This is a genomic window from Lacticaseibacillus daqingensis, from assembly GCF_003946115.1.
In the GTDB taxonomy this organism is placed as follows: domain Bacteria; phylum Bacillota; class Bacilli; order Lactobacillales; family Lactobacillaceae; genus Lacticaseibacillus; species Lacticaseibacillus daqingensis.
This window is the reverse complement of sequence record NZ_RHOH01000002.1, coordinates 357670-373233: the sequence shown is the minus strand read 5'-3', so window position 1 is coordinate 373233 and position 15564 is coordinate 357670. Positions and strand designations below refer to the sequence as shown.

Genomic DNA, 15564 nt, shown 5'->3' with positions numbered 1-15564 from the left:
ATTCTGAATAATCGGATTTTTTGTGCATATTTAGTATTTTTTGCTTGTGTTTCTAAAGGCCGAGTTGTAAGCTTCTCTCAACACATGAAATGAGGCGATCGCATGCAAGTCGCATTGATCGGCGTCACCGGCTACTCCGGGATGACGCTTTACCAGATGCTCCTCAGTCACCCCGCCATCAAAGCGGTGACTCTCTACGGGCACAACCTGACCACCCCGACACCGTTAGCCACGCTGGTGCCACCGTTGGGGTTCTTGACCCCTGACGCCATGGTGCAACCTTATTCCGCAACCCGGATCATGGCCACCACCGAGGCCGTCTTTTTCGCCACCTCAGCCGGGGTCACGCGCCAATTAGCCGCGCCGTATCTGGCCGCTCAGTTTCCCGTTATCGACTTGTCGGGCGACTTTCGGCTCAAAGACCCTGCGGCTTACACCGCCTGGTACCACCAGCCCGCCGCGCCCGCCGAGGCGTTGGCTTCGGCCTACTACGGGTTGGCGGAGTTCGGCTCTGCGGCAGGGCATGCCTACGTGGCGAACCCGGGGTGCTATGCGACCGCCACACTACTGGCCCTGGCCCCACTGGTGCAGCAGCACCTGATCGACCCGGCACGCATCATTGTGCACGCCATGTCCGGGACGTCCGGCGCAGGCAAATCGCTGAGCACGGCAACGCACTTCAGCGTCACCGATGAAAACCTGCAGCTCTACAAACTCAACCAACATCAACACCTCCCCGAGATGTTGCAACAGCTTCAAGCGTGGGATCCAACGATCAAGGCGCTACAGTTCAGCACCACGCTGCTACCGGTGACCCGCGGCCTGATGAGCACCTGTTATCTGACCTGCACGCCGGCCCAAGCGGCGCAAGTCGACCAGGCCTTCACGACCACTTACGCCAATCAGCCTTGGGTGCAGTATCTCGGCGAAACGATGCCGACCCTGAAAACCGTTGTCGGCGCCAACTACTGCGCCATCGGGGCCGTCTATAACCCGGCCACCCAGTGCCTAATGGTGGTCAGTGTCATCGATAACCTGATCAAAGGGGCAGGGGGCCAGGCGCTCCAAAACTTCAATCAATTCTTTGGCTTTGCCCCAACGGCAGGGCTTCCCACCACGGTCACACTGCCTTAGGAGGCGCCTCATGAACGAAACCAACACACTGCTTTGGCCCAAGGGTTACTACACCGACGGGCTCAACGCCGGCCTGCGCCACACCAAAAACGACCTCGGCTGGCTCGTTTCCACCGTGCCTGCGGCCGCTGCCGGCACGTACACCACCAACCAGTTTCAGGCCGCCCCAACGCGCGTGATGAAAGCGCTCATCGGGGGCCAGCACCAGTTGCAAGCCATCATCATGAACAGCGTGTGCGCGAACTCGTGCACCGGCGCCCAAGGCCTGGCCAATGTCGCCACCGTGCGCCAGTGGGGCGCGGCCGCTTTAGATCTGCCTGAGGATCTGGTCGGCGTTGCGTCAACCGGCGTGATCGGCACGCAGCTGCCGATGGCAAAGCTTAAAGCCGGCATCGCCCGGTTGCGGTTGACCCACGACGCTGGGGTGACCACCGCCATTATGACCACCGACACGCACCCGAAAGTGGTCAGCGTGACGCTGACCCTCGACGGGCAGCCGGTGACGATCGCGGGCTTTGCCAAGGGCTCGGGGATGATCCACCCCAAAATGGCCACCATGCTCGGGTTTATTTTTACCGATGCCGCCATTGAGGGAACCGATCTGCAGGCCCTGCTCAGCGCGACCGTTGACCAGACCTTCAACCAGATCACCGTCGACGGCGACACCTCCACCAACGACATGGTGTTGGCCCTTGCAAACGGTGAGGCCCACAACCACCCCTTGACCCCGCAGCACCCCGAATTTGCCGCCTTTCAGCAAGCGTTCACGCGGGTGCTGACAGTCCTGGCGCAAGGCATTGCTGCGGATGGGGAAGGGGCCACCAAGCTGGTTGAGGTGAACGTGACCGGTGCGGCCACGCATGCCGACGCGCAAAAGGTCGCCAAGGCAGTGGTCGGGGGGAACCTCGTCAAAGCCGCGCTGTTCGGCAATGATCCGAACTGGGGCCGCATCATGGGCGCCATCGGCCAAACGGATGCGGCGGTGGCCGTCGACCACACGGCAGTGGCCATCAACGGGTTGCCGCTGGTGCAAGACAGTGTTGCCGTGGCATACGATGAAGCGACCGTCAAGGCCAGCATGGCCCAGCCCAAAGTCACCATTGAAGTAGCACTGGGTGTTGGCACCGCCACCGGTCAGGCATGGGGCTGTGACCTCACTTACAACTACGTCAAAATCAATGCGTCCTACCGCAGTTAGGGGCCCACTCATGAAAGACCTGATTATCATTAAACTCGGGGGCAATGCCGCCACCAGCCTGCCTGCCAGCTTTTTTCACCAGCTGACTACTTGGCACCAGCAGGGGATCGCGCTGCTCCTCATTCACGGCGGGGGGCCACAGATCAACGGCTGGAGCACTCGGCTCGGCCTGACCCCGCGCAAAATCAACGGCATTCGCGTCACCGATGCCGCCACACTGACTGTGACGCAGGCGGTCCTCCTTGGACTCGTCCAGCCCGCATTGTGCCAGGCCCTGAGCGCGGCAGGCTTGCCCGCGCTTGGCCTCAACACCGCCGATCAACAGCTGCTGGTCGGCACCCCCCTTGAGCCGGCATACGGAGCGGTGGGTCAAATCACCAGCGTCAATCAGGCCCTGCTGCGCCAGCTGCTCGCGACCCACATCGGCGTGCTCGCACCACTAGCCCAAACCACGGCGGGGGCCATGCTGAACGTCAACGCCGACATGGCCGCAGCCAGCATCGCGCAGTTTCTTCACCCCAGCCGCCTCATTCTGCTGACCGATGTGCCCGGGGTGATGGCCAACGGGACCGTTCGCCCAACGCTTACCACGCGCGAAGTGACGGCACTGATCGACCAGCACATCATCACCAACGGCATGCAACCAAAAGTGCAGGCTGCACTGGTCGGGGCCCAAAGTGGGGCGCAAGTCGTCATCACGGATGACCTGACCCATGCCGGCACCCACATTCGGCGCGCCAGCTAGTTCATTGCGAAAGGAAGCCCTTATGACACACCTGTTTCCCACTTACGACCGATTCCCCATTGACCTCGTTTCAGGCACCGGCGTTCACTTGACCGATGCCACCGGTCAAACCTACCTCGACATGACCAGTGGCATCGGGGTATGCAGCTTTGGCTACGCCCACCCAGCGATCACAGCGGCCGTCAGTGACCAGATGACCCGCCTGTGGCACACCTCAAACCTTTACGCCAGCGCACTTCAGGAACACACCGCTGACTTGCTGGCCACACCAGCACAGCGCGTCTTCTTTTGTAACTCCGGCACCGAAGCCAACGAAGCCGCGCTCAAACTCGCGCGCAAAGCCACCGGTCGCACCCAGGTGCTGGCCTTCAACAATGGGTTTCACGGGCGCACGTTCGGCGCCATGTCCATGACCGGCAACCCCTCAATTCGCGAAGGATTCGGGCCACTGGTGCCAGATATCCAATTCGCGGATTACAACGATCCAGCGGCGGTCACGGCCATCACCCCGGCGCTGGCCGCGGTTATTTTGGAAGTCATCCAAGGGGAGGGCGGCGTCTATCCCGCCGACACCACTTGGCTGACTGCCATCGCGGCGGCCTGCCACCAAAATGGGGTACTTCTGATCGTCGATGAGGTGCAGACCGGGATCGGCCGCACCGGGACACGATTCGGCTACCAGCAATACGGCCTCACGCCCGACATCGTGACCTGCGCCAAGGCGCTGGGCAACGGGCTGCCGATCGGCGCCATGATCGGTTCGGCAGCTCTAGCGCCAGCGTTTGGCCCAGGGGTGCACGGCTCGACCTTCGGCGGCAACCTGTTGGCGTTGGCTGCGGCTAGTGCGGTGTTGACCGCGCTGACCCCTGACTTCCTCGCGCAAGTCCAGCACAAGGCGATCGGGGTTTGGCAGCAACTGACCACAGAGATCGCCCCATTACCGGCGGTCACCGGCGTGTCTGGGCGCGGCCTCATGATCGGCATTCACTTGGCGCCCGACCGGCCGGTCACAACGGTCATTCGTCAACTTCAGGCAGCCGGCGTCCTAACGCTGGCCGCGAAGCATAACACGCTTCGGTTGCTACCGCCACTGATCAGTACACCAGCCGAGCTCAACCTCGGGCTGACCACCATTGCCAATGTTCTGAAGGAGGAGCCCCATGAATCACTTTAAGAACCGTTCTTTTCTCAAAGAAATCGACTTCACGCCCAAAGAGCTGCAGGTGCTGATCGATTTTGCCCAGCACCTCAAGTCTCTCAAGGCAGAAAACATCCCACACCCGTACCTGCAGGGCAAAAACATTGCGCTGCTGTTCGAGAAGACGTCAACGCGCACCCGCGCCGCGTTCACTGTTGCTGCCACCGACCTGGGGGCGCACCCGGAGTTTCTGGGCAAAAACGACATTCAGTTCGGGCAAAAAGAGTCCACTGAAGACACCGCCAAGGTCCTCGGCAGCATGTTTGACGCCATTGAGTACCGTGGCTTCGCGCAGGCCACCGTTGAGACCCTAGCTGCCAACAGTGGGGTGCCCGTCTGGAACGGCCTGACCGATGAGTGGCACCCGACGCAGATGATCGCGGATTTTCTGACGCTTCAGGAACACTTTGGCCACCTCAAGGGGCTGACGCTCGCGTACTTTGGTGATGGGCGGAGCAACATGGGCAACTCGCTGATCACCACGGCGGCCATGCTCGGCGTAAACATCCATATCGGCGCCCCTGAGGCGCTTTGGCCGGCGCCGGCGATTGTGACCCAGGCCAAAGCTTACGCGGCGCAGGCGGGCAGTGAGGTCCTGCTGACGGCAGACGCACAGGCGGCTGCAGACGGCGCCGACGCTGTGTACACCGATGTCTGGGTCTCCATGGGCGAAGTCGTTGACCCAGCCGAGCGCATCGCGCAGCTGCTGCCGTACCAAGTCAACGCCGCGCTCGTGGCCGCCACCGGCAAGCAGCCGCTCATCATGCACTGCCTGCCCGCTTATCACGACCACAACACCGTGGTGGGGAAACAGCTCGGCGAACAATTCGGCCTTGCGGCGCTGGAAATCACCGATGAGGTCTTCACCAGTCCGCAGTCCGTTGTCTTTGAAGAAGCCGCCAACCGGATGCCAGCGATCAAAGCCATCATGGCCGCCACCTTAGGCGACCCGTTTTTGCCCGAGGCCTTGTTCAACTGACCAGGCGCCATGCATGTAAGTCAGATTGATTGCTGCGGGCAGCGTTATCGATTACGATGAGCGCAAGGAGATGACGACCATGGCAGAAATTTTTGAATTCATTTTACTCATCGGCGGTTTTGGCCTCTTGTTCTTGGCTGTTGCGCTCGGCGTCAGATTCGGCATCTTGTGGGCACTGCGCGCTTTAACGGACGATGACCTGGCCAAACTCAGACGCCATTTTCACGCGGACAACTAGATTCGATGCACACGCCACTTGCTTGGAGCGGGTGGCGTTTTTGATTGTAGCCAATCGATTGAGACGTGAAAGGGCCTGGTCAGTTGCTGATCGATAGCGACCCAAATCTGACCGTTTAGATTCGGCGAGTTGTTCAAACCAGTCAAACGGTGCAATGTGGTTTGAGCTGCACCGGAACTGGAACTGGCTCGGGCCGCAAAACCAACCCGGGACCGAATCTGATCGGCGCCGCAATGAGACAAACAAGCTGAACAATGGCGCGATCATCAGCAAGCGCGCCTCACAAACACTCGCACAACTCTCAGCAAAGCACAAGAAAGCACAAGCCAACTGCTGAACCAACTGGCTCGCGGTGATCGGCGACTGGATATGGGGATCATGCTGGTCACACGCGCCAGTCAAACCCAAGGGGAGTGCGCAATGATCCCACAGATTTCCCTTATATTTTCTAGTTGTAGAGTCCATTATAAAGTGCAACAAGACGACCACCAGACCCCACCTATCAGCATTCGCTATGTGAGAATCTAGTAGTAGCAAGGGCTGGGGCTTGTTTGGCGTTCTTTGACAAGTGAATATTGCTTGTATGAAAAAACAATAAGGAGTAGATCGTCTAAGCGTTAATATTTGTATTGTTCCCTTATCAGAAAAGGCTTACACTTCTGATAAAGGGGTGAGCTGATTGCAGGAAGAAAACGATGTGCTGCTTAGACAAATCAAAGCATTTTCACAAGGTCTTGGGTATCTATTGGGTAAGGGTAATGGCAATCCGGGAAACGAGATCGTCTTTCCTCAAAAGGAAGCTCAGAAGTTGCCCAATCAAGAACAGCTTGAACAGTTTATCAGTGACGGCACCTTGCACGAAGCCACCAGATTCTTATTCAGTCGCAGATACGCAATGTCTGAGGAGAAGTTTATCGTACTTGGAACGTGGTATTTTGGAGAAATCAACAATATGAGTGATAGCCAACTCATGCAAAATAACTACACGAGGCATGAAATAGAATTGGGACTCGAACAGCTTGGCAGAATCCAACGTGGTGAGACATAGCGACTCAGGAGGCCTTTCGTCATGAAAAAGATATTGATTGCATCGCCAACTTTTGTGTTTCTTGTGATGGTCATACTCGGTTTATTTGGTCACCAATCTGCGGGCTCACAGAGCAATTTGTTGGGCTTCGGGACTATGGGTCTAATTGGTTATTCGTTTATCGCAATATTTGCATACGGCCTCTCATTTGCATTTCAGGGACATTCACACGTTAAGTTTTCTCAAATGCCCCGTGGTAGCAAATTACTCTTTGAATATTTAATAGCCGTCCTTGTAGTCACGCTATTTACAGCAATTTATTTCATGGCACATAACTAACAACCAACACCGCCTAAACGGAGGCCATTAATTCTTGGCAACTATTGACTTAATCAGACATGGACAGCCCGACACAACGATTCACGACGACTTCAAGCGCCCGTTAGCCGCTCATGGACGTGAACAGGCTCAGCAACTCGTAAAACAGCTACACAGCACGCCATACACTGCGATTTATTCCAGCCCTCTGTTACGCGCATTAGAAACCGTAACGCCACTAGCAGCAGATCATCAGCTCCCGATAATCCAAGATGAACGATTAGTCGAGCGCAAAATGCCTAGTTGGATCTCGGATAAAGCAGAGTTTTCCGACTACGTGCTGCATCAATGGCGTGATCTTGGATTCGCTAACGGTGAAGGTGAGTCGATCCGCGGTGTACAATACCGATATTTAGACTTCATGCGCAGCCTACCTGAAGATGCTTGGGTTGCGGTTGGCGCACATGGCACGGCAATGAGCAGTATCATCGAAGCGGGCATTCCGGGATCGGGGTATGCTTTCTGGGGACAGATGCACTTCGGAGACATCACACGCGTCACTATGCACGATGGCGGCTTGGTCGAATTTTCTTCCTGGTCTTTATAAACAAACACAAAGAGTCGCAGACATCGTCTACGGCTCTTTGTGTTTCAAGGTGGGTACAGCAGAATGAACGCAGTTTTCAGCTAAAATTCAATCACGGAGAGGGTGGTAGCAACATGACATTCAAGCATCTAAGTGAGGCCGAACGCGGTAAAATTGAACTTTTATGGAACGATGGTAAGACTCAAGCAGACATCGCGCGTATACTACATCGAAACCGTAGCACAATCTCACGCGAAATCCTACGCAGCCAAGAGTTCCAGGATTACAAGATGCTTAGGCCAAGGCAGCGTCAACGTATCCTTCGCTATAATGCCATGATTGCCGAGACTAATGCCCGCTCACGGAGTACTAAGATTGGCCGTAAATGCTTTGTGACGACTAAAATGGTCGAAATTATCGCAGAAGGTTACTCACACCACTGGTCGCCCGACCAAATCGTACATGGGAACGTAGAAATCACTGTATGCCGCAATACCGTCTACAACTGGATATTTCGTGGCTGGGTTCCAAAGGTCGGTCACGACCAGATTAAACGGTATCACAGGCGTCCTAAGCGTCGCAAAGAGGCCCTTACGGAAGCAAAACGTAAAATGATCAAAGACCGCTCGATTGATAATCGTTCCGAGGTCATCAACAATCGCGAACGTTTTGGTGATTGGGAACTTGATTGCGTTCTACCGTCACGTGATGGCAAAAAAGTGATTGTCACGTTCAATGAACGGCTCACACGACTAACATTTGCGGCGTTTGCAAAAGCTCAGACAGGTAAGGCGTTAGTCCCTGTAATTGATACGTTCATGTCGTTGTATGGCAATCACGTGTTGTCGTTGACGTGCGATCATGGAGCAGAGTTCGCTAATACAACACTGATCGGCAGAATTGAAGACACATACCACAAAAAGCTGTATTTTGCGCATTCTTATGCGCCTGAAGAACGCGGTACTAACGGTACTAATGAGAACAGCAACGGTCTAATTCGTGCGTTCTTGCCCAAAAAACAAACCTTTGAGGGCAAGACTCAATCTGACATGATTAATATCACCAAAGAGTTAAATACTCGGCCTCGAAAGATGCACGATTGGAAGACGTGTGAGGAGATTTTCAACAATGAAATCCAAAAAGCCGAAATTGTATAAATATCGCAGGGGAGTGTTTAATATTTTGTTAAGTTGTTGCATTTTATCTTGACATCCGTCTTATATTTTCTAGTTAACATAATATATATTATACGAATAAACGTAATCGGAATTAATTGAAGCCAAAAACCAGCTTCAACCATCGCAAAGTCTCCATAGCCTCCGCAGCAGCCTCCGCGAACTCCGCCGACTTGCATTAACGCGCCTCCGCCAGTACACCAGCACATCTGATTGTTCGACTGACTCACATCAAGCCGTACGTCGCGCCCACGAGTCAACTCAAGTGATCGTCACACGGCCGCAATCTGCTTCGTTTGCACCAGACCGACCAACCATGGCACCAACCAAAAACGCCCCGCACAACACCTCAACCGAGATGTCATGCGGGGCGTAATTTCATCCGTGAGACGTGTCACACGGTCTCGAATCAGCCTTTGACTCGTGCGGATACTTTGCCTAATCCACGCTACTGAAGCTGGCGATGGTGGCCGCATCCAAGCGCTTGAGCAGAGCCGACACCAGGCTAACAGACGTCTGGAAATCGCTCAGCGCCGTGTAGTTGAAGGCCGAGTGCTCATAACGCACCGGAATCCCAACGACAATGGTCGGCACGCCTTTCCAGTACCCGATGGCTGCCCCATTCTGTCCCCCACCGGTGCGGACAGCCCGGGTGTAGGGCAGGTGCAACTCATCGGCGAGATCAGCGGCAAACTGCTGAAACTGCGGGTTAACGATGAACGTCGTGTCCATGTCGCGCAGCATTGGCCCGCCCTTCATCCGAGTCTGGCTGAGCCAATCGGGTTCAAAGGTATCGTCGGCCGGACAGCCTTCAAGGACAATGGCGAGGTCTGGCTCGACTTTCCGGGCGGTCACGTAAGCGCCGCGTAGGCCAACTTCCTCCTGTGTCGACAGACCGGCCACCACGTCCACGCTCAGCGCCGCCTCAGCCACATTGGCCAGTGTGTTGACCATCGCAGCGGCCCCAATGCGATCATCGAAGGCCTTGCCGAAAAACATGCCATGTTTCGCGTCAAACTGGCAATCAACGGTCGGCACGATCGGACAGCCGGTGTCGATGCCAAAATCGTTGATGGTTTCCTCACGGCTGCTACTGCCCACATCAATGGACATCTCGGCGATCTGTGGCACGGCGTTACGTTCCGCGGCCGTCATGAAGTGCGGTGGCTTGGTCGCCACGACCCCAGGGATGTACTCACCGCGTTTGTTGCGAATCGTCACGGCCATCGCAGGCACGTTGGTTGGCACCCAGCCACCCAGCGTGACAAACTTGATCAGGCCGCTTGGGCGCACGGCCTGCACCAGCAGGCCGACTTCATCGGCGTGGGCATCCAACTGGACGACCGGCCGCTTGCCGGTATTACCGTTCAGCACCGTGAGGGCATTGAACATCCCGTCGATCGTAGTGGTGCCAAAGTCGGCCACCGCGTCCCGATAGGCGCGCACGACCGGCTGCTCAAAACCGGACGGGCCAAAGGCATTCGAAAAAGTTTTGACCAGTTCCACTTGTTGTGCTTCATTCATGACTGCATCCTCCTAAAAAAGGTCGAGCGCATCGGCTCGACCCAGTAGTTGATTACGCTTCGTAAGCCGCCTGCAACGGTGGCACGACCTGCTTCTTGCGGGAGACCACGCCTGGCAGGGCCAAGCGGTGCGCCGCATCAAAGGTCACCCCAAAGGCCGCTTCAAGCTTATCCTGATCCGCCCCGTAAGCCAGCCCAATGGAATTAGAGTTGAGGATGTCGGTGGCGATCAGCACGAAGGTGGCGTAACCATTCTGGTCCGCCTCCGCCTTCATCGTTGCCTCGATCGCCGCTTGGCGCGCTTCGATTTCGGTAAGATCCACGACGTTGACCTGCCCGATGCGAACGGTTTTGCCGCCCATATCAAAGCTCTTGGCGTCCCCTTCGACGATGTCCAGATCCGACTTGGCCGCCAGGTTGGTGCCCGCCTTGAGCATTGCCAGGCCGTATGCCTCAAGGTCAAGGCCCGCCAACTTCGCCAGTTCAGGCAACACCTGGCGTTCCAGATCCGTAGTGGTTGGGCTCTTCAGCAGCAAGGTGTCGGAGATGATCCCACTGGCCATCAAGCCTGCCAGCTGCGCCGAAATCGTGAAGCCCTGTTCCTGGAACATTTCGTAGATGATCGAGTTGGTGCTGCCCACCGGTTCGGCCCGGTAGAACAGCGGTGCCGCCGTCTGGAAGTTCGCGATCCGGTGGTGATCCACGACGCTCGCCACGGTTACGGCCGCAATGTCCGCCACGCTCTGCTGGAACTCGTTGTGGTCCACCAGCATCACGGTGTCGGTTTCGTTCGCCGCGGTTTGGATCACGCGCGGCGCGGTGGCCTTGAAGTAGTCCAGCGCAAACTTGGTTTCGTCGTTTGGTTCGCCCAAAGCCACCGCCTCAACGTCCGTGTTGCCCAGCTGACGCTGGTACTCGGCCCAGCTCATCGCGCTAGTCAGCGCGTCGGTGTCCGGGTTTTGGTGGCCAAAAATCAATGTCGTCATGTTTGGATCTCCCTTTTTATGGTCTAAAACTACTCATTTAGTGTAACACGGTTCTCAGCGACCCGCGACAGGTAATCTTCCTCCTCGAGGTACGCGTCAAAGGCAGCCAGCAACTGGGCCACGCGCGGGATCTTATCCTTGCCCTTGCGGAAGACAAACGCCAGCTCAAAGTTGACGGCCGGGTCAAAAGCCACGGCATACGCATGGATCTGTTCCTGGTGCGCCTGGTAAAAGGAGTTCGGCAATGCCGTGTTGACGCCGGTCCGGTTCAGGAACTGCATAATCTGGTACGGGGTCGTGAACTGCGCCACGCACTGCGGGTTGTCGACCAGCTGGTTCTTGTATGCCTCACGCAACAAGTGACTCAGGAAGTGGCTCTCCGGGTAAGTGACCCATGGGTTCTCTAAGGTGTCTTTGAAGTGCACCCGCTTGCGCTTCGCCAGCTTCTCGCTGTGATGCAAAAACAGGAGCTGCTCATCCACGATCTTGCGAGACTCGTAGGGCTTCCAGTTCTTGATCGTGTCATCTGGCAGGTACATGATGGCCAGGTCGATCTGGTTGTTCTCCAGATGCTCCCAGATCTCATGGCGCGTCATGTTCAAAAACTGCACCTGCACGTCCGGATTCTGAAGGTAATACTCGGAGATAAACCCGGTAAAGGCGGCGTCTTCGACCGATGCCAGCAGCCCGATATTGATGATCCCGGTGTTGGCGTTAGACGCCTGTTGAATCTCATCGGTCGCCTGGTTCAGCACCTCGTAGATGTCATGCGTGGCGCTCAGCATCGTGCGCCCGGCATCACTCAGGTGAAGCTTCTTGCCGACGGAGTAAAACAGTGGTGCCCCAACCGTGCGCTCCAACTTTTTGATTTGTTGCGTCAGGGCCGGTTGCGTGATGCCGAGCAGCTGCGCGGCTTGCGTGTAATTCATCGTCTCGGCCAGCTGAAGGAAGTATGACAGTGTCTTGGACGAAAAAATACTCTCTTGTTTTGTCTTCATCATGAACCCCTTTTGAATGCAGTTTCGCGAACAAACTTACTGACCCAATAATAAGTTAAAACAAAAAAAGAAGCAACAAAAATGCATGCTTCTTCTTATGATTTCTAAAAGAATATTCGTGTTTTAGCGGTCCGGCGTCCAAGACTGCCAGCCGGTGTAGTCGGCAGTGTGAAGTAACTGCTCGGCGTTCTTGACCCGCGCCGCCGTTGGGGGCTCAATGCCCTCCAGCGGATACGTGATACCCAGTTCATGGTACTTCTTCACGCCAAGCGTATGGTAAGGCAACACCTCAACCTTTTGAACGTTGTGCAGCGTCTGAATGTAAGTCCCCAGCTCGCTCAGGTAGTTATCGTAGTCAGTGCGCTCAGGCACCAGCACGTGGCGAATCCACATGTCACAGTGGTTGTCAGACATCCACTGCACCATATCGAGGATGTTCTCGTTACCAAACCCCGTCAACTTCTTGTGCTCCGCAGAGTTGATGTGTTTGATGTCGACCAGTGAGATATCCGTCACGGCCATCAGCTGCTTAAACTTCGAGAACCAAGGCTCGCTGCGTGTGAACGGGTTGCCCGATGTGTCCAAGCAGGTGCTGATGCCACGGGCCTTGGCCTTCGTGAACAGATCCAGCAGAAAGTCGATCTGCACCAGTGATTCCCCACCGGAACACGTCAAACCACCGGTCTTGCCCCAAAACGCGCGGTAGCGTTCGCAATCATCCAAAAGCTCATCTGCGGTCATTTCATCGCCGACCCCAATGTTCCAGGTATCGGGGTTGTGGCAGTACTGGCAACGCATACGACATCCTTGCAGGAAGACCACGAACCGAATGCCCGGGCCATCGACCGACCCAAAACTTTCAACGGAGTGCACGTAGCCCTTTACCGGGCCCTCCGGTTCCAATCCGACCTGATCGAGAATGTTGAGTGGGCTGTTACTGTTATCGATAATTTTCATCGCTTCCGACCTCCAATGGTGGACCTATCTCAAGGATAGGCCGAATCGGTTTTGACCACAAGCGGCAAAAATGGTTTGCCGCCTCTGGCCAAAACGGGAGCCATGGGCTCCCGTTTTGGTAATGCATGACTGTTGTGAGCCGATTACATTTCTTCGAAGAAAGTCCGGGAAATGACATCGTCCTGTTGTTCCTTGGTCAGGTCTGCGAAGTAGACGCAGTAGCCGGACACCCGAACGGTCAGGGTTGGGTATTCTTCTGGGTGCTTTTGGGCATCAATCAGGGTCTCCTTGTTGAAGACGTTGATGTTCAAGTGCATCCCGTTGTTGGTCATGTACCCGTCGATCATGTTGACCAGCGTGTCCTTGCGGGTTTCATCGTCGTGGCCCAGGGTGTTCGGGGTCACGCCGAACGTGTTGGAAATCCCGTCCGTTGCGTAGTGGTAAGGGATCTTCGCAGTGGACATCAGGGATGCCAAAGCCCCGTTCTTTTCAGCCCCGTAAGCTGGGTTAGCACCTGGGGAGAATGGTTCGCCCTTTTGGCGGCCGTTAGGTGTGGTCCCGGTGTTCTTCCCATAAACCACGTTGGAGGTGATGGTCAAAACAGAGGTGGACAACTTAGCGCCATGGTACAGGTGGTGTGTGTTCATCTTGTTGTAGAAGTACTTGATCAACCACTTGGCAATGTCGTCCGCACGGTCATCGTTGTTCCCGTAGCGGGGGTAGTCGTCATTTTCAACTTCAAAGTCGATGGCAACGCCCTTTTCGTCACGGATCGGGTGCACCTTGCCGTACTTGATCGCGGAAATGGAGTCAACCGCGTGGGAGAACCCGGAGATCCCGGTGGCAAAGGTGTAATCCAGATGTGTGTCCTTCAGTGCGAGCTGCGCTGCTTCGTAGTAGTACTTGTCGTGCATGTAGTGAATGGCGTTCAGCGCATTGACGTAAACATCCGCCAGCCAGCCGGCCTGAACATCAAACTTCTTCATGAACTCGTTGTAGTCGATCACATCGGAATCGATTGGCTCGGTTTCTGGCCCAACTTGGGTTTCACCGATTTCGTCCATCCCACCGTTGATCGCGTACAAGATGGCCTTGGCCAAGTTTGCCCGAGCGCCGAAGAACTGCACGCCGTCCTTGATCGGTTGTGCGGACACACAGCAGGCAATGCCGTAGTAGTCCGTGCCCCATTCGGTGCGCATCAGATCATCGTTTTCGTACTGGATGGTGGAGCTGGAAATGGACACTTCCGTGGCGTAGCGCTTGAAGCCTTCTGGCAGGCGTTCGGACCACAGCAAGGTGATGTTTGGTTCTGGTGCAGCGCCCATGTTTTCCAGCGTCTTCAGGAAGCGGAACGCAGTCTTGGTGATGTGGTGACGGCCGTCAAGCCCCATCCCACCCAGAGACAGCGTTGCCCAGATCGGGTCGCCGGAGAACAGGGAGTTGTAATCTTCGGTCCGGATGAAGCGCACCATGCGCAGCTTCATGACCAAATGATCGATGAATTCCTGCGCCTTTTCTTCGGTCAGCAACCCGCGCTTGATGTCGCGTTCGATGAAGGCATCGATGGTGGTGTCGATCCGGCCAACGGACATCGCAGCGCCGTTTTGGGTCTTGATGGCGGCCAGGTAGCCGAAGTAGATCCACTGGATAGCTTCCTGCGCGTTCGTTGCAGGCTTGGAGATGTCGAAGCCGTAGCTAGCCGCCATCTTCTTCATGTCATTCAGGGCCCGGTATTGGTCAGACACCTGCTCGCGCAGCTTGATGATGTCATCCGTCATCTCGCCATCGCCGATGTTGGCGAAGTCCTTTGCCTTTTCAGCCATCAGCTTGTCGATCCCGTAGATGGCGATCCGTGGGAAATCAGCAACGATCCGGCCACGGGCGTAGGCATCTGGCAAACCGGTCACGATCTTGTAGTGACGCGCCTTACGCATATCCGGGGTGTACACATCGAACACACCCTGGTTATGCGTCTTGTGGTAGGCCGTGAAGATCTTGTGCATCTCAGGATCTGCCTTGTAGCCATACGCTTCAAGCGCATCTTCGGCCATCCGGATCCCACCGAAAGGCATGAACGCACGCTTAAGTGGCTTGTCAGTCTGCAGACCAACGATGGTTTCGAGGTCTTTGTTCAGGTAGCCGGCCGCGTGGCTGGTTACCGTTGCCACAACCTTGTTGTCGGCGTCAAGGACACCGCCGGCTTCACGCTCTTGCTTCTTCAGGTTCAGCACCTGGTTGTTCAAGACCGTGGTCGCTTCGGTTGGGCCAGCGAGAAAACTTTCGTCGCCATCGTACTGTGTCAGGTTGTGCTGAATGAAATCGCGGACGTTGATTTCATCTTGCCAATCCCCACCGGTAAAACCTTCCCAGTAGGTCTTGATGTCTTCTTTGTCTAACTGCTTCATCTGGATAGCCTCCTAATGTTGATTTCATATCACAGATTTTACATTCTCAGTATAACACATCGGCCGATCCTTGCAAGCACTTTCTTTTTGGCCCGTC

General features: G+C 55.8%; 15 protein-coding genes. 10 read left to right on the top strand and 5 right to left on the bottom strand.

Annotated features, from left to right (window positions below):
• Window positions 1–102: 102 nt before the first annotated feature.
• The 10 genes from argC to EKM88_RS03910 all read left to right on the top strand — a co-directional run bounded on the left by argC (window position 103) and on the right by EKM88_RS03910 (window position 8580).
• Window positions 103–1134, top strand: coding sequence for an N-acetyl-gamma-glutamyl-phosphate reductase (gene argC / locus EKM88_RS03950; protein ID WP_125703341.1), 1032 nt, complete (start codon window positions 103–105; stop codon window positions 1132–1134).
• A 10-nt stretch (window positions 1135–1144) separates the two neighbouring features.
• On the top strand, window positions 1145–2332 hold the full coding sequence (argJ, locus tag EKM88_RS03945; RefSeq protein ID WP_125703339.1) for a bifunctional glutamate N-acetyltransferase/amino-acid acetyltransferase ArgJ: 1188 nt from the start codon (window positions 1145–1147) through the stop codon (window positions 2330–2332).
• 10 nt (window positions 2333–2342) lie between these two features.
• Window positions 2343–3077 carry an acetylglutamate kinase gene (argB, locus tag EKM88_RS03940; RefSeq protein WP_125703337.1) on the top strand — a complete coding sequence of 245 codons (735 nt, stop codon included), beginning with the start codon at window positions 2343–2345 and terminating at the stop codon, window positions 3075–3077.
• A 22-nt stretch (window positions 3078–3099) separates the two neighbouring features.
• Entirely contained in the window at window positions 3100–4251 is a 1152-nt protein-coding gene (locus EKM88_RS03935; protein ID WP_125703335.1) for an acetylornithine transaminase, read from the top strand.
• Window positions 4238–5254, top strand: coding sequence for an ornithine carbamoyltransferase (gene argF, locus EKM88_RS03930; protein WP_125703333.1), 1017 nt, complete (start codon window positions 4238–4240; stop codon window positions 5252–5254). The genes EKM88_RS03935 and argF overlap by 14 nt, the downstream gene beginning before the upstream one ends.
• A gap of 79 nt (window positions 5255–5333) precedes the next feature.
• The gene (locus EKM88_RS13230; RefSeq protein WP_164511986.1) at window positions 5334–5492 is read left to right on the top strand and encodes a hypothetical protein; all 159 of its coding nucleotides are present in this window, start codon (window positions 5334–5336) and stop codon (window positions 5490–5492) included.
• A 679-nt stretch (window positions 5493–6171) separates the two neighbouring features.
• Window positions 6172–6540 carry a DUF6483 family protein gene (locus tag EKM88_RS03925; RefSeq protein WP_125703331.1) on the top strand — a complete coding sequence of 123 codons (369 nt, stop codon included), beginning with the start codon at window positions 6172–6174 and terminating at the stop codon, window positions 6538–6540.
• A gap of 21 nt (window positions 6541–6561) precedes the next feature.
• Window positions 6562–6858 carry a LasU family protein gene (locus tag EKM88_RS03920; RefSeq protein WP_125703329.1) on the top strand — a complete coding sequence of 99 codons (297 nt, stop codon included), beginning with the start codon at window positions 6562–6564 and terminating at the stop codon, window positions 6856–6858.
• A 34-nt stretch (window positions 6859–6892) separates the two neighbouring features.
• Window positions 6893–7444: a histidine phosphatase family protein gene (locus EKM88_RS03915; RefSeq protein ID WP_125703327.1), complete on the top strand. Its 552-nt coding sequence runs from the start codon at window positions 6893–6895 to the stop codon at window positions 7442–7444.
• Between the two features lie 113 nt (window positions 7445–7557).
• Window positions 7558–8580, top strand: coding sequence for an IS30 family transposase (locus EKM88_RS03910; protein WP_125703325.1), 1023 nt, complete (start codon window positions 7558–7560; stop codon window positions 8578–8580).
• A gap of 456 nt (window positions 8581–9036) precedes the next feature.
• Here EKM88_RS03910 and EKM88_RS03905 read toward each other — a convergent pair whose 3' ends face one another.
• From EKM88_RS03905 to pflB, 5 genes are all read right to left on the bottom strand, one after another.
• A complete protein-coding gene (locus EKM88_RS03905) occupies window positions 9037–10122 on the bottom strand; it encodes a M42 family metallopeptidase (RefSeq protein ID WP_125703323.1) in 1086 nt (361 codons plus the stop codon).
• A gap of 52 nt (window positions 10123–10174) precedes the next feature.
• Window positions 10175–11107 (bottom strand): manganese-dependent inorganic pyrophosphatase, encoded by a 933-nt coding sequence (locus tag EKM88_RS03900; RefSeq protein WP_125703321.1) that lies wholly within the window; start codon window positions 11105–11107, stop codon window positions 10175–10177.
• A 29-nt stretch (window positions 11108–11136) separates the two neighbouring features.
• Entirely contained in the window at window positions 11137–12105 is a 969-nt protein-coding gene (locus tag EKM88_RS03895) for a LysR family transcriptional regulator (RefSeq protein WP_125703319.1), read from the bottom strand.
• Window positions 12106–12228: 123 nt separating this feature from the next.
• Window positions 12229–13062, bottom strand: coding sequence for a pyruvate formate-lyase-activating protein (pflA, locus tag EKM88_RS03890; protein WP_125703317.1), 834 nt, complete (start codon window positions 13060–13062; stop codon window positions 12229–12231).
• Window positions 13063–13205: 143 nt separating this feature from the next.
• A complete protein-coding gene (gene pflB, locus EKM88_RS03885; RefSeq protein WP_125703315.1) occupies window positions 13206–15467 on the bottom strand; it encodes a formate C-acetyltransferase in 2262 nt (753 codons plus the stop codon).
• Window positions 15468–15564 lie beyond the last annotated feature (97 nt).